The organism is Dyadobacter sp. CY351, from assembly GCF_021502625.1.
In the GTDB taxonomy this organism is placed as follows: Bacteria; Bacteroidota; Bacteroidia; order Cytophagales; family Spirosomataceae; genus Dyadobacter; species Dyadobacter chenhuakuii.
The window spans coordinates 535,286-549,301 of sequence record NZ_JAKFFU010000004.1; the positions used below are offsets into that span (position 1 = coordinate 535,286).

The 14,016-nt window shown below is 45.5% G+C and carries 12 protein-coding genes; 6 read left to right on the forward strand and 6 right to left on the reverse strand.

Annotation, left to right across the window (positions count from 1 at the left end):
• Positions 1-63: 63 nt before the first annotated feature.
• The 3 genes from L0660_RS11430 to L0660_RS11440 all read left to right on the forward strand — a co-directional run bounded on the left by L0660_RS11430 (position 64) and on the right by L0660_RS11440 (position 1,716).
• Entirely contained in the window at positions 64-654 is a 591-nt protein-coding gene (locus L0660_RS11430) for a hypothetical protein (RefSeq protein WP_235159571.1), read from the forward strand.
• Complete coding sequence (locus L0660_RS11435) at positions 654-1,337, forward strand: DUF2490 domain-containing protein (protein ID WP_235159572.1); 684 nt, start codon at positions 654-656, stop codon at positions 1,335-1,337. The genes L0660_RS11430 and L0660_RS11435 overlap by 1 nt, the downstream gene beginning before the upstream one ends.
• A 196-nt stretch (positions 1,338-1,533) precedes the next feature.
• Positions 1,534-1,716 carry a hypothetical protein gene (locus L0660_RS11440; RefSeq protein ID WP_233796875.1) on the forward strand — a complete coding sequence of 61 codons (183 nt, stop codon included), beginning with the start codon at positions 1,534-1,536 and terminating at the stop codon, positions 1,714-1,716.
• A 29-nt stretch (positions 1,717-1,745) separates the two neighbouring features.
• Here the strand turns inward: L0660_RS11440 and L0660_RS11445 are convergent, their stop codons facing one another.
• Positions 1,746-2,492, reverse strand: a complete 747-nt coding sequence (locus tag L0660_RS11445) for an NrtR DNA-binding winged helix domain-containing protein (RefSeq protein WP_235159573.1) — start codon at positions 2,490-2,492, stop codon at positions 1,746-1,748.
• A 142-nt stretch (positions 2,493-2,634) separates the two neighbouring features.
• Between L0660_RS11445 and L0660_RS11450 the strand changes: the two genes are divergently transcribed.
• Positions 2,635-4,275 carry a carboxylesterase/lipase family protein gene (locus L0660_RS11450; protein ID WP_235159574.1) on the forward strand — a complete coding sequence of 547 codons (1,641 nt, stop codon included), beginning with the start codon at positions 2,635-2,637 and terminating at the stop codon, positions 4,273-4,275.
• 72 nt (positions 4,276-4,347) lie between these two features.
• On the opposite strand, the gene infB is transcribed toward L0660_RS11450, so the two are convergent.
• The 3 genes from infB to rimP form a co-directional block, all read right to left on the reverse strand.
• Positions 4,348-7,455: a translation initiation factor IF-2 gene (infB, locus tag L0660_RS11455; protein WP_235159575.1), complete on the reverse strand. Its 3,108-nt coding sequence runs from the start codon at positions 7,453-7,455 to the stop codon at positions 4,348-4,350.
• Positions 7,456-7,527: 72 nt separating this feature from the next.
• A complete protein-coding gene (nusA, locus tag L0660_RS11460) occupies positions 7,528-8,769 on the reverse strand; it encodes a transcription termination factor NusA (protein ID WP_233796871.1) in 1,242 nt (413 codons plus the stop codon).
• A gap of 87 nt (positions 8,770-8,856) precedes the next feature.
• Complete coding sequence (gene rimP, locus L0660_RS11465; protein ID WP_233796870.1) at positions 8,857-9,339, reverse strand: ribosome maturation factor RimP; 483 nt, start codon at positions 9,337-9,339, stop codon at positions 8,857-8,859.
• Positions 9,340-9,582: 243 nt separating this feature from the next.
• On the opposite strand from rimP, the gene L0660_RS11470 reads away from it, so the two are divergent.
• Positions 9,583-10,632, forward strand: coding sequence for an endonuclease/exonuclease/phosphatase family protein (locus tag L0660_RS11470; protein WP_235159576.1), 1,050 nt, complete (start codon positions 9,583-9,585; stop codon positions 10,630-10,632).
• 35 nt (positions 10,633-10,667) lie between these two features.
• On the opposite strand, the gene L0660_RS11475 is transcribed toward L0660_RS11470, so the two are convergent.
• On the reverse strand, positions 10,668-11,018 hold the full coding sequence (locus L0660_RS11475) for a DUF4907 domain-containing protein (protein ID WP_235159577.1): 351 nt from the start codon (positions 11,016-11,018) through the stop codon (positions 10,668-10,670).
• A 2-nt stretch (positions 11,019-11,020) separates the two neighbouring features.
• On the reverse strand, positions 11,021-12,049 hold the full coding sequence (locus tag L0660_RS11480) for a galactose oxidase (RefSeq protein WP_233796867.1): 1,029 nt from the start codon (positions 12,047-12,049) through the stop codon (positions 11,021-11,023).
• 580 nt (positions 12,050-12,629) lie between these two features.
• Here L0660_RS11480 and L0660_RS11485 point away from each other — a divergent pair.
• Complete coding sequence (locus tag L0660_RS11485) at positions 12,630-13,946, forward strand: DUF4270 family protein (RefSeq protein WP_235159578.1); 1,317 nt, start codon at positions 12,630-12,632, stop codon at positions 13,944-13,946.
• Positions 13,947-14,016 lie beyond the last annotated feature (70 nt).

Genomic DNA, 14,016 nt, shown 5'->3' on the forward strand with positions numbered 1-14,016 from the left:
TTTTTTCGCTCAGGCTTACGTTACTATTAAAGCATAAGAAAATAATATTAAACGAATGCGCTGGTGAAAAGTAAACAATCCTTCATAAATCTCATATTTGTCCTGATGGTGGGGGTGCTGTGGAATCCATGCTCTGCACAGAAAAAGTATGAACGCGAATTCAGCATTAAAACCGACGCAGTCCCGCAGACAGCGGCTGACTTTGTCAATTCCGTTTTTACGAAATCAAAAATTCATTGGTACAGGGAAGAAAGCCTGACTGGAAATTCCATTGAAGCCAAACTGAAACATTCAAAAAAGCGGTATAGCATTGAATTCGATGAAACCGGAAATATCCAGGACGTCGAAATCGTGTCGAGTATAGATGCCATGGAGGGAAGTAGCAGGGCCACATTAACGGATAATCTGGGCAAGGAATTTTCACATTATAAGATCGTGAAAACACAGCTTCACTGGAACGGGCCAGTGGCCGCATTGAAAAAATCCCTGCTTGAAAACATGGCTGCAAAGGGCGTACAGACCAGATATGAGCTGGTACTAAAAGGGACCAGGGATAAACTGGAAAGCTATTTTGAAGTACTGGCCGAAGAAAACGGAGCGATTGTGAGCATTCATCAGATCGTTCAGCGCAACACGGATAATCTGATCTATTAATGTACAGATACGCTCTTAACTGTCTTTTTCTGGTAATGTTGCCCTTGGCCGTATTGGGTCAACGCAATTTCAGGACCGGTACGCTTCCGCAAATTAATGTGAATATAAATCTTGCACCTGGCTGGAAGCTGAATACAAAGCTGGAAGCAAGGCAAATATTCTTCGAAAGAGAGCCTGAAACAGCCCTCAGCCGCCGGCTGCGATATGAAAGAACCGATTTAAGTACGGTAATCACCAAGAAAATCTCGGCAGACAACACCGTTGGAGCGGGCTATCTGGCCAGGTGGGATGGCAATGAATTCACCCACCGCCTCATTCAGCAGTTCAGTAATGTTCAAAATCTGGAAGTAATCAGCCTGGCGCACCGCGTCGTGACCGATGAAACGTTCAGTCCATCGGAATCCCCGGAATTTCGGGCGCGGTATCGGCTGGGGCTGGAACTGCCATTAAGCGGCCGGCAAATCGACCCCCGGGAATTTTACAGCAAAGTCAACAACGAGTATCTGGGCATATGGTCAGAGGGCGATGCGGATCTTGAAATTCGCGGATTACTTGCTTTGGGCTACAACGCTACCGACAACAACAAAATAGAGCTTGGAGTCGAGTACCGTGTCAACGAATTCGACAATCCTTCAAAAGCCCAGCAGTTCTGGCTTACAATCGGATGGTTTGTTAGTATTTAGGTCTTAAAGAGCTCAATGAGCTAAGGAAGGTCCGGCTGCGCTGAAAATTTTTTTGCTGAGCATTATCACCCGCGCGCTATCTGTGCAGCTTAATCTTGCTCTTTCACAGGCAGATATCTAAATTTTAAAGTATCAGAGGTGCAATGATGGAACGGTTTTTTGATAAAGCAGAAATTTTCACCTAAAACCGAAATTTATGAAAGCGATCGTAAGAGTAGTTTCATTCCTGAGCCTGAGTGCACTTTTGAGTCTGGCAGCTTGTAATGGAAACAAAAACGCAGAAGGAACTGAGGGAAATATGGATTCAACAGGTGTGGATACCATGCAAACGGAAATGGGGACAGATACAATGTCCACGGATTCGGCGGGCAGAATGTAACCGGATCTATTATAGCGGACGTGGCGTGCTCATCGGGCCTCCGGGCTGGGATAGGGGAGAAATCTGTACAAGTACGGAGCCTTATGAGCACCTCCCGTCCATTTTTTTGCGATTCGTTCCAGTATACCCAAGCCCAGCATTTTGCGCTGGAATGCTGCCCGGAGCAGCTTTTTGTTTAAAATAGTCTCATAAAGTCCTTGCAGCTCGCCCATAGTGAACTGCTCTGGAAGTAAGTTAAAGCCGATCAGTTTGTGATCTAAATCCAGCTGAATGGTTTGCAGTGCTTTGGCCAGAATGTGCTCGTGGTCCTGCATGAGCTTGGGAAGTTCGGTTAAATTGAACCATTCACAGCTGTCCGAAATGCTGTCAGGTGTTGGAATCGCTTTGGTAAAATCCACCAGCGCATAATAGCCCACCGATACGAAGCGGGCCAGCAGCCAGTGCTTGTCATCCGGAACAAAGCCGCGGGCAGCCATAATTTTTTTAAGCGGCTCAGTATCATGCCGACTTTTCTCCCCGAACGTGTAAAATTGTTCAAGAAAAATATCTTCCAGTCCTGTCCTGTGTAAAAGGATGCGCCGCGCGGCTTGATTAATGTCTTCATCTTCATGTACAAAGCCGCCGGGCAAGGCAAAAAAACCTGTGTTCTTATAGGTTAGCAGCAGTACTTTCAGCTCATTTTTGTGAAAACCAAAAATGACGGTGTCAATCGCGATGCCGGGTAAATAACCGGCTCCTGTAAAGTTTGTTTCCTGTTTTTTAAATTCCTGATCCATGGCTTGCCTGCATTATTTGGGCAAGTAACGAAAAGATTTGCTAACAGGCAGAATTTAAATTATCATTGTAACATATTGATACAATATAAAATTAATGTATGATTTATACTTTAAATGTTGCAACATGTCAAACCTTTATATTATGCCAAAACAGTTAGTACTAGCACTTTTGCTCTGCGTAACCACTTCTATGACGCTCTTTGCCCAAAAAAGCAATCAGGTAACCGTCGAGAATGGGACTTTGGAGGGAACCCGGGAGGCCGGATCGGGGCTATTGATTTTCAGAGGTGTTCCATTTGCTGCGCCGCCGGTTGGTGAGCTGCGCTGGAAAGAACCACAGCCAGCCCAGAACTGGCAAGGTGTGCTCAAAGCGGACCAGTTTGGTAATAAGCCCATGCAGAAGCCGATTTTTGGGGATATGGGCTTCCGCTCCAAGGACATGAGCGAAGATTGTCTTTACTTAAATGTCTGGACGCCCGCCAAGACGATGAAAGAAAAAATGCCGGTCCTGGTTTATTTCTATGGTGGAGGCCTTGCAGCCGGTGATGGTTCTGAGCCCCGGTATGATGGAGAGACATTAGCCAAAAAAGGCATTGTAGTGGTAACATTGAATTACCGGCTGGGGATTTTTGGCTTTTTCTCACATCCTGAGCTGACGCAGGAATCTCCCAACAAATCTTCGGGAAATTATGGCTACCTGGATCAGCACGCAGCATTGCTATGGGTGCAGAAAAACATTGATAAGTTTGGTGGCGATCCCAAGCGTGTGACCATTGCCGGTGAATCGGCGGGCTCGATTTCAGTTTCGGTTCAGATGGCGTCGCCTTTGTCTAAGGACCTAATTGTAGGAGCGATAGGAGAGAGTGGGGCAGGAATTAACCCTACATTAGCATCTATGCCTTTGGCCGAAGCTGAAAAGATCGGTGAGGCATTTGCCAAAGGCGTGAAAACGGGCAGCTCTCTGAAAGAGCTCAGGGCTTTATCTGCTGCGGATCTTTTGGATGCAGCCTACACACCCGGCCAGACGCGCACAGCTACTACGCCTACGATTGATGGTTATTTCCTTCCAAAAACATTGCCTGAGATCTTCATGGCTGGCCAGCAGGCAAAAATTCCCATCCTGGTTGGCTGGAATTCAGCGGAAGTGCCTTACCAGGTTGTTTTAAAGGCCGATGCGCCAACGCTTGAAAATTACAAGAAAGCTGTGAGCGGTTTGTATAATGACAAAGCAGAGCAGGTTCTGAAATTGTATCCGGCTGCCTCGGATGCTGAGGTTGTCAAAGCGGCAACAGCCCTTTCCAGCGACCGCTTCATTGTTTACAGCACATGGAAATGGGCTGATCTGCAAATTCAAACTGGCGGCAAACCTGTGTACCGCTATGTTTTCTCACGCATTCGCCCGGCTATGTCGGCAGCGATGGGTAATGCGAAGGCGGGTCTTGCTGGCGGGGTTATCAAGGGCGATGCTGCCAAAGCTGCACCCGCAGCGCCTGCGGCAGTAGGAGCAGCCCACGCTTCTGAGATTGAGTATGCATTAGGAAACCTGGCTAGTAACAAGGTGTACGAATGGACGCCGGACGATTACAAAGTATCTGCAACAATGGTAGATTATTTTGCAAATTTTATTAAAACGGGTAATCCCAACGGCAAAGGACTTCCTCAGTGGGATGCGAATACAGGCAAGGCTCCTGTTAAGTTCATGAACATTGATGTAAAAAGCGAGCAGCAGACAGAAAGCGACAGGGAACGTTATCTGTTTCTTGACAAAGAATACATGAAGTAAAATTATAATGTTAAACAGCAAAAAGCCCTGCATCCAGTTTGGAGCAGGGCTTTTTTATATTCGCTTAAACTATTAAAGTGTTCTTTTCACTTCACGAAGCTCAAAGCTTTCGATGATGTCACCCACTTCGATGTCGTTGAAGTTCTTAATGCTCAAACCACATTCGTAACCGTTTCTAACTTCCTGCACGTCGTCTTTGTAACGTTTCAGCGAGTCGATTTCACCCGTCAGCAATACGATTCCTTCACGAACTACGCGGATTTTATTGCTGCGTTTCACATAACCATCCGTAACATAGCAACCTGCAATCGTTCCAATCCGGCTGATCTTGAACACTTCGCGGATCTCGATATTTCCGGTGATGATCTCTTCGATAGAAGGAGCAAGCATACCTGTCATCGCATCCTTAATCTCATCAATCGCCTGGTAAATGACCGAGTAGTGACGGATTTCGATCTGATCCTGCTCTGCCATTTTCTTGGCATTCGAAGAAGGACGAACCTGGAAGCCTATCACAATCGCATCAGAAGCAATGGCCAGGTTGACATCGGATTCGGAGATCTGACCCACTGCTTTGTGGATAATGTTCACCTGCACCTCAGATGTTGATAGTTGCAATAACGAATCTGAAAGGGCTTCAACCGATCCATCCACGTCACCTTTAACAATCAGGTTCAACTCGCGGAAACTTCCGATTGCCTTACGACGACCGATCTCTTCAAGGGTAATGTGCTTACGCGTCCGGATCGACTGCTCGCGCTGGATCTGCTCACGCTTGGTTGCGATATCGCGGGCATCGCGCTCGTTCTCAAATACATTGAAACGATCACCTGCCTGCGGGGCACCGTTAAGACCAAGCAACTGCACTGGCATGGATGGTCCGGCTGATTTAAGCTTTCTACCCAGATAGTCAGTCATGGCTTTCACCTTTCCGTAATGCGATCCTGCAAGGACCACATCGCCTACTTTCAAGGTTCCCGTCTGTACAAGGATGGTCGTAACATATCCGCGGCCCTTATCAAGGGATGCTTCCACTACTGCACCTGCTGCACGGCGGTCCGGGTTGGCTTTCAATTCAAGCAGTTCGGCTTCAAGCAATACTTTTTCAAGCAACTCGTCGATACCCATACCTGATTTGGATGATATTTCCTGGGTCTGGTATTTTCCACCCCATTCTTCAACCAAAAGGTTCATATTGGCAAGCTCTTCACGGATTTTTTCCGTGTTAGCCCCAGCCTTATCTACTTTACTGAATGCAAATACGATAGGTGCACCGGCAACCTGCGCATGGTTGATCGCTTCACGTGTCTGAGGCATGACGCTGTCGTCAGCTGCAATCACGATGATAACCACGTCGGTAACATTGGCACCACGGGCACGCATCGCTGTAAATGCTTCGTGACCCGGCGTATCCAGGAATGTTACCTGTTTGCCTGTTTTGGTTTTTACACTATATGCACCAATGTGCTGGGTAATTCCACCCGCTTCACCACTGGCTACATTTTCCTGACGGATATAATCCAGAAGCGACGTTTTACCGTGGTCAACGTGACCCATAATGGTAACAATCGGCGCTCTTTCTTTCAGGCTTTCTTCGTCATCAACTTCTTCCTGCACATCATTCTGCACTTCTTCTTCGGCAGAAATAAAGGCAACTTCAAATCCAAATTCATCGGCGATGAAAGTGATCGCTTCTGCATCCAGACGCTGGTTGATGGAAACGAACATTCCCATGCTCATACAAACCGAGATTACTTCCTGAACTGTTACGTCCATCAGGGAAGCCAAATCGTTTGCGGAAACGAATTCTGTTACGCGCAATACTTTTGTTTCGTCCGAATCCAGTCCGTTCGGATCGTTCTGATCTCCACGGTCCCTGCGACGGGTTCCTTTTCCACCGCGACCAACATTTCTGGTGTTACCACCACCCATGCGGGCCATTGTAGCCTTAATGTTATCTGAAACTTCTTTATCTGAAACTTCTTCTCTTTTAACACCGCGGCGATTATTGCCTGCTGCGCCACTGCGATTGCCCGGGCCGCTTCTTGCAGATGTATTACCTGTTGCCGGCGTTGTGCCTGGGGCAGCTGGTGCTCCCGGTGCAGCCGGACGGTTTCCGGTGCGATTTCCTGCTGGTGGAACATTGGCTTCCTTAGGCCTTGCAGGTGCATTTGGATCTGCTGCTGTCGTTGCAGGGCGGTTTTCACCGGCAACCACAACGCCATCACGGATTCTCTTGCGTTTTCTGCGGCGTTTTTTATCTGCTGCTGTATCACTGCTGGATGCAACAGGGTCTTTTTTCTTGATCTTATCGGAGGGAAGCTCAATCTTACCAATCACGCGAAGACCGCGGAGCTGCTCTCCTTTGGCCTCGATCAGGTTCGACTCAACCGCTTCTTCCGCGGCAGCGGCCACAGGTTCGCTTGGAGCCGGGGCTGTTTCCGGGGCCTTAGGCGTTTCGGCCACAGGCGCTGGTTGCACTGCTTCTGCTTGGGGTTTTTCTTCCGGCGCTGGGGCAGGAGCTGGTTTTTGCTCCTCAGCTGCCTTAGTCTCCTGCGGCTGTTCAGCCTTTGGCTCTTCTTTAACAGGCTCTTTCGGCGTTTCAACAGCTTTTGGCTGAACGGGCTCTGCCTCTTGTTTTACCTCTGCAACAGGCTCTGATTTAGGCTCTGGCTTAGGTTCAACAACAGCGACTGGCGCTGGCGCAGCTGGTTTTTCAGCCACAACTTCCTTAGGCGCTTCCGTTTTAGGTTCTTGCGCAGCGGGTGCCGGCGCAGATCTTTTTGCGTCTAGATCTATTTTGCCGACTACCTTAATTCCAGGCAGGCGGTTCTCAAAAGCGGATGGAGCATTTGATTCAGCTTCTTCAACAACAGGTTTCTCTTCTGTTTTAGAAGCACTGTTACGGAAGTATAGAATTCCATCAACATCACTTTTTACTTTTTCTTCCCTGGTTTCTACCGGAGTTTCAGTCTGAGCTGGTTTAAAGGAAAGGGATGATCTCAGATCATCAGATTTGAAATCTTTCGCAAGAAATTCAATCTGATCAGAATTAATCTTTGTATTCGGGTTACTCTCCACCTTATACCCTTTGGCAGACAGGTGATCCACGATCGTAGTAATTCCTACGTTCAGGATCCGTGCCACTTGGCTTAGGCGCATCATTTTATCTTCTGCCATATTAGCAATTAGTAGAAAAAGTTTTGCATTGGCAGATCTAACCCCTGGATTAAAACTGCCGGTTATTGTAAATTATTCAAACTCTTTTCGAAGAATGTCAAGAACTTCTTCAACCGTTGCTTCTTCAAGATCGGTTCTTCTGACAAGCTCTTCTTTATTAAGTGCCAGCACGCTTTTGGCTGTATCCAGACCAATTTTGTGCAGTTCACTGATAATCCATTCATCAATTTCATCGGAGAATTCGGTCAAATCGACGTCTTCATCGTTTTGCTCTTCAATATCTCTGAAAACATCAATTTCCATTCCAACCAGCTTACCGGCCAGCTTAATGTTCTGGCCGCCTTTTCCGATTGCAAGTGAAACCTGATCGGGTTTAAGGAAAACAGAAACACGTTTGGTATCGCGGTCAATCTGCATCGAACTTACTTTGGCCGGACTCAAAGCCCTGCTGATAAGCAGTTCAAGGTTGTCTGTGTAGTTGATAACATCTATATTCTCATTACCAAGTTCACGTACGATTGAATGGATACGGGATCCTTTCATACCTACGCAAGCGCCTACCGGATCGATTCTATCATCGTAGGATTCTACGGCAACTTTGGCGCGCTCCCCTGGTTCACGAACAACACGTCTTACTGAAATAATTCCATCGTAAATCTCGGGAATTTCAACTTCGAAGAGTCTTTCGAGGAAAACAGGTGAAGTTCTTGATAGTGTGATCTTTGGAGAACCATTATTCATTTCCACTTTGTGGATCACAGATTTAACGGATTCTCCCTTGCGGAAGCGATCTTTTGAAATCTGCTCGGTGCGTGGAAGTGAAAGCTCGTTACCTTCCGAATCCACGATGATCACCTCGTGACGTAATGTCTGATAAACCTCGCCGGTAATCATTTCACCTACCTGATCCTTGTATTTCTCGAACATGATTTCTTTTTCCATGTCCTTGATTTTCTGGATCAAAGTTTGTCTTGCCGTCTGCACCAGCCTGCGGCCGAATTCAACCAGCTTAACTTCTTCAGCAACTTCTTCACCTACTTCAAAGTCACCCTGAATTTTGCGGGCTTCTGCAAGTGGTATTTTGTTGTAATCCCAAATGTCCTCTGAGTTGTCGTCAACGATCTCACGTGTCCGCCACATTTCAAGGTCACCGCTTTCTGGGTTAATGATTACATCAAAATTATCATCAGTGCCGTATTTCTTACGAATCATTGTGCGAAACACTTCTTCCAAAACACTGATCATCGTTGGACGATCGATGTTTTTGGAGCTTGCGAACTCGGCAAATGATTCAATTAATATTCCGCTATCCATTGCTTATGTTATAGATATTTGCTGATACTAAGTTATACATATTATATAATTGATTACAAATCAGAAAACTGGCTCTGGCTTGTAACTTTATTTAAAAGAAATTTCTATTAAAGCCTTTGAAATATCGTCAAACGGAATATCCCGGATCAACTCAGCTGGGTCGATGGGCGTTTTCGTCTTCTTTTTAGGTGCAGGTAACTGTAATTTTACAATTTCTTCATTTGCCTCCATCAATGTCCCCGAAATTACCTCTCCCGTTTTCAATGTGACCTTTAAATTTCTGCCCAGGTTTTTTTGATATTGCCTCAACAAAAGCAAAGGTTGGTCTAATCCCGGTGATGAAACTTCAAGTGTGTAGGCATCTGCAAAAACTTCCAGTTCTTCCAACTGCTTGGCCAATCTTCTGCTGATGGATGTACATTGCTGAATGGTTATCCCCTCATCACTATCGACAAGAATTGAAACTTTTTGACTTACCTTGGAAGGCTTAATGATGATATCTACAAGGAAACAGTTGCCATCCTCAAGAAGGGGTTCCAGCAAAGCTTCCAACTGCTCTTTTATTGTCATGTACGGCTTACTGCAAATAAAAAAGGGGATTTAAGACCCCCTCAATCAATCGATCAAAATAGAATTATTTGCAAAGGTAAAAATATTTTATCATTTGTACAAGTTAAAGCAGATGTCTTCTAAATTCATCTCGATCCCCTATTTTTGTTAAAAAATGCGATATTTGACTTAATGAAAGGGTTTAAAAATTTCCTCTGGTTCCTCTACAAGTGTTTTGCGACTTATACCCTGCTGATTTACATCATGATACTCTGGATCCCGCTCCAAGGGTGGGTGGCTGGTTTCATGATGATGTCTTTTCCGGTTGTCGTTATCATTCATCTGGTCAGTATCCCCATTTGGTTTATTGTTGAAAGAAAAAGGGCTTTGATGCCGCTGATTATGGTCGGCCTGGCCGTTCTTTTTCTGCCCAGGACTTATTCTTTCGGCAACGATACGGATCCGGATGTGCTGGCTAAGTCATTTTCTGTCATGAACTATAATGTGCACAGCTTTCAAAGAAATGAAGATTTAAAAGATCCCCAGGTCAGAAAGAGCGTAAGTGATATGAAAGCATGGATGACTTCTTCGGAAGCGGACATTCTCTGCATGTCTGAATATTTCAGTGACCGCGGAAACCTCTTTAACATTAACAGAGCCCTGGACAGCAGCGGATATGGCCACAGCGCCTTTTACACTAAGAACACGTCAGGAAGCCCTACGCAGTCGGCTGGGCTGGCAATTTTCTCCAAATACCCCATCATTGCAAAAAGGGATACAATCTTTGAAGCGCAAAACGGTCTTCTCCAAGCAGATATCAAGATAAAGGGAGATACGGTGCGCATCATTGCCGTGCACCTTTATTCAATGACATTAAAGCTCAGTACATTGGTGCGCCAAAAGCAGGTCGAGGGCGTCAAAAAGGAAGGAAAAATCACTTTCCAGCGCATGCGCAATGGTTTTGTGAGAAGATCGGTAGAGATGGGGATCCTTGAATCCTGGATCAATGCTTCGCCGCACCCGGTTATTGTATGCGGCGACTTTAATGAGATTCCCTACGGATATGTTTACAGTAAAATGCGCGGCTTGCTTAAAAACGGGTTTGAAGAAAAAGGGGAGGGCTTTGGCTTTACATTCAACCACCTGCCTTATTTTATCCGCATAGACCACCAGTTTTATAGTGGCGACAGGCTTCAAATCCAGGACTTTACTACATTCAATAACGTCGATTATTCGGATCATTACCCTGTGATGGGCCATTACCAGTTCAGTAACGCGGATGCAAAAGCGGCTGAGCAAGCAAAAAAGGATTAATGATAATCATGCGGCAAGATAGCCGACAATCAAGATTACTGCCCGTATTGAATCCCCAGGCTATCCAGCTCGCTGGCTGAGACGGAGGGTGGGAAAATGCCGCTTTGCAACTTGCGCTCGACCAAATTGCCCGTTTTAAGGGCCGACTGCTCGTCCTGAAAGCCTTTGTTTCCTGCAATTCCCGGAATGCTGCGCTGCTCAATAATGGGCGTGCCGTTGTCAAGAATGCGGTAACCCCAGCCTGATTCAACTTTGAATGCTTCTACGCTAAGACGGCGAAGGCCTTTGCCGTCTGCACCGATATCTCCTTTGTAAAGAAAGATATAAGTTACAGCAGCAAAGGCCAGTACGCTTATAATTAAAATGAGTTTTTTCTTGCTACTCACAATTACAGGTTATCATCATCATTTTTGGCAGCAGTAGGATCAAAAGCCCAGAAGTCGTCAACAATGTTTCCGCCTGTTCCTAAATAACCCGTGTTACCGATTGCAAAACCAGCGGCAAAACCTCTCTGACCACCTTCGAAGCTTGCAACCTCAGTCCATGTGTTGGTGCCGGGTGTATATTCCCATGTATCGGACTTTGCATTTCCACCAACTATGTAAGCTTTATCATTGATAACCAAGGGTAAAGCGTAAGTTCTTCCGGTGAATTTATCATCCGTGTTGGTTTCCATTCTGGTCCATGCGCCCGTTCCGCTGTTTCCAGCCGGATCGAAACTGTAAAGATCTTTTGGCTCGGATCCGGCGCCTGAATTGCTCTGACCAAAGCCTACATAAGCTTTACCGCCCACTGTGAATGCCAACGCGCCTCTGCGTTTTCCACCTGTGAATGTTGCAACCTCTGTCCACTTATCAGTTTGTACATTATACTCGTAGAAATCCTGATAGTAACCGCTTCCATTCCATCCAAGGCCCACATATGCTCTGTTATCAGCAACAAAAGCCGTTGCATACTGGCGCGTTCCGCCTGCATAATCCGCCTTTTTTGTCCATTTGTTGGTCGCAGGATCGTATTGATAAAAATCCTTTTTGTATCCGCCGTCTACTGTGGTCACACCGTCGAAACCTGTGCCTACATAAGCCTTTCCATTTACAACGAAGGCAACAGCATCATTTCTTCCTGATCCTTCGAATGGAGCAACTTGTGACCAGATTTTGGTTGTTGCATCATAGGACCAAAAATCCTTTACTCTTTGAACAGTCTCATTTGTAAGACCTGTTCCGATATATCCTTTATTTCCAATGACAAAGCTTACTGCACGTGCCCTCGCAGATCCACCAAAATTGGGAATGCCTGCTCGGTACCAGTTTCCAATTTTATCTGCTTCAGGATCATCCTTACTGCAACTGAACGAAAGTAATGCGGTTGACGCAACCAGAAGGGCTAATGAAGTCTTTTTTAAGGTATTAAACATGTAAAAAATATGGTTTGACTAATTGATACAAAAGAATATTGGTGAATAACACGGCCCTGAAATCATGCCTATCAGAAGGATTAGTGCTTTAAAAACAGCAAACGCAATTTCAAATTTTTTGCAAACATAACATCTTGATACTGCTAAGTAAAATTATATGTTACTTTTTGTCTAAAAGTTTGGCCCTCTCTGTTGCATTCAACGTTTGTAGTATCCGTAATGTTGTCATAAGGCTTTGTTGTGTTTGGTTTAAAATAGGCTGGTCTGTTTTACGTTTATCATCAGGTTTGCCACTGTTTGCTGCCGAGGTGCGTAACTACAATCGGCAGCGTAATTCACGCTGATGGCAGGCGCTGATTGCTGCCATTTTTAACCCTTACGTAACGCTTTGCCTTTTTGTTGCAACATGTGAATGCACTTTTAAATTGGCGCATTTATCCTAATGATGTTGTAATTAAGATTACATATGATAATTTTGCACTTTTTACTGTTCTTGCACTAAATGAAATTCAATTCGCATTTTCTTAAAAGATCTTCAACGGTTTTTAGATTACTGATTATATTGGGTGTAACAGCCTCAATGTCTGGTTGTGAACCTACCGGTGATCAGATTGAAGCGATCGTCCAGCCTAATGTTGATGACTTTTCCGTGGTGTTTTCAGATACGGCATCGGTTTCACTTTCTTCGGTTGGAACAGACTCGGTATTTACCGGAGGCCCGGGAAGACTTTTGCTGGGAAGAAATATTGATCCTTATTTTGGTAAATTTCAGGCTACTCCATTTTTCCAGCCTACGATTCAAACGGCGCTTGTCGTTCCTGAACTTGCTGTTTACGATTCGCTTGTACTTTCTCTGAGATACGATAATTATACGTATGGCGATACTACGATTGCCATGAACATTGCCGTTCACAAGCTGCTGGCCAACATGCTTGATAAAAATGCTTATTACAACACCGATGCGACGCCTTACGAGGCGACGCCACTGGGCAAAGTAAAGGTAGTTCCCACGCCAAGATCCAGCGGAAGAATCAGAATCAAGCTTTCTGATGTTTTGGGAAAGCAGATTTTTTCGATGAGTAAAAACAATCAGCTGCCCAGCAACACCGAATGGATTGATCTTGTTAAGGGGCTCGTACTGGTACCGGGATCCTCGGACAATGGTCCACTTGTCGGGTTCAGATTGTTTGATGATCACACATCCATTCAGCTGCATTATCATTTAACAGAGGATGATGGCGTAAAGAGGGATTCAACTATCATCAAGTCCGGCATTGGCTATAATCAGATCCTGAGCGACCGGAAAGGAACGCAGCTGGTTAAGCTTCCTAATACGAAAAGAATTTCCCTGCCTTCCGAGCAATCGGGTAATATGTCCTTTGTTCAGGCCGGCCTGGGTGTGATGACGCGCGTTGATTTCCCAACCATTATGGATTTGAAAATTAACCCTTATACGGTTGTTAATAAAGCATTTTTGCACGTGACGCCACTGGCGGGCTCGGTGACAAATTTTTACCGCGCGCCTGATACATTGTATGCCTATCTGGTCGACAAAAACAACGAATACTTTCAAGGAAGCACGGGCTTTCCAGAGCCGGCAAGGACTTTGGCGGGAACGCCCGTCTTTGGCAAATATCAGGTTGATCTGCTTAATAACACTGCTTTTTACCTTTTTGATGTAGGCGGTTATATTTCAAGTGTTTTAGCTGCCGGTGGTGAAAATACAACCGGTTTGATTTTCAGAACTTCACCATTCAATACCAGCGAAACTGCCGCGCAGCCCACCTACGATACGGAATTTACTAAAAGCGCCCAGCGTTTGGTAATCGGCAATCAGCGACAGAGCAACAAGGGTGTCAAATTGCAGCTCTATTATACTTCGGTGAACACCCGGTAAGGCTTATCAGGTAAGGATTTAAAATATGAAAATAAAAAACGGAGCTGCTCTTTATAGGGCAGCTCCGTTT

Bases quoted from the DNA above. Each gene is read 5' to 3' on its own strand.
- L0660_RS11435 (WP_235159572.1), top strand. From the start codon at position 654: ATGTACAGATACGCTCTTAACTGTCTTTTTCTGGTAATGTTGCCCTTG.
- L0660_RS11440 (WP_233796875.1), top strand. From the start codon at position 1,534: ATGAAAGCGATCGTAAGAGTAGTTTCATTCCTGAGCCTGAGTGCACTT.
- L0660_RS11445 (WP_235159573.1), bottom strand. From the start codon at position 2,492: ATGGATCAGGAATTTAAAAAACAGGAAACAAACTTTACAGGAGCCGGT.
- L0660_RS11450 (WP_235159574.1), top strand. From the start codon at position 2,635: ATGCCAAAACAGTTAGTACTAGCACTTTTGCTCTGCGTAACCACTTCT.
- infB (WP_235159575.1), bottom strand. From the start codon at position 7,455: ATGGCAGAAGATAAAATGATGCGCCTAAGCCAAGTGGCACGGATCCTG.
- nusA (WP_233796871.1), bottom strand. From the start codon at position 8,769: ATGGATAGCGGAATATTAATTGAATCATTTGCCGAGTTCGCAAGCTCC.
- rimP (WP_233796870.1), bottom strand. From the start codon at position 9,339: ATGACAATAAAAGAGCAGTTGGAAGCTTTGCTGGAACCCCTTCTTGAG.
- L0660_RS11470 (WP_235159576.1), top strand. From the start codon at position 9,583: ATGATACTCTGGATCCCGCTCCAAGGGTGGGTGGCTGGTTTCATGATG.
- L0660_RS11480 (WP_233796867.1), bottom strand. From the start codon at position 12,049: ATGTTTAATACCTTAAAAAAGACTTCATTAGCCCTTCTGGTTGCGTCA.
- L0660_RS11485 (WP_235159578.1), top strand. From the start codon at position 12,630: ATGTCTGGTTGTGAACCTACCGGTGATCAGATTGAAGCGATCGTCCAG.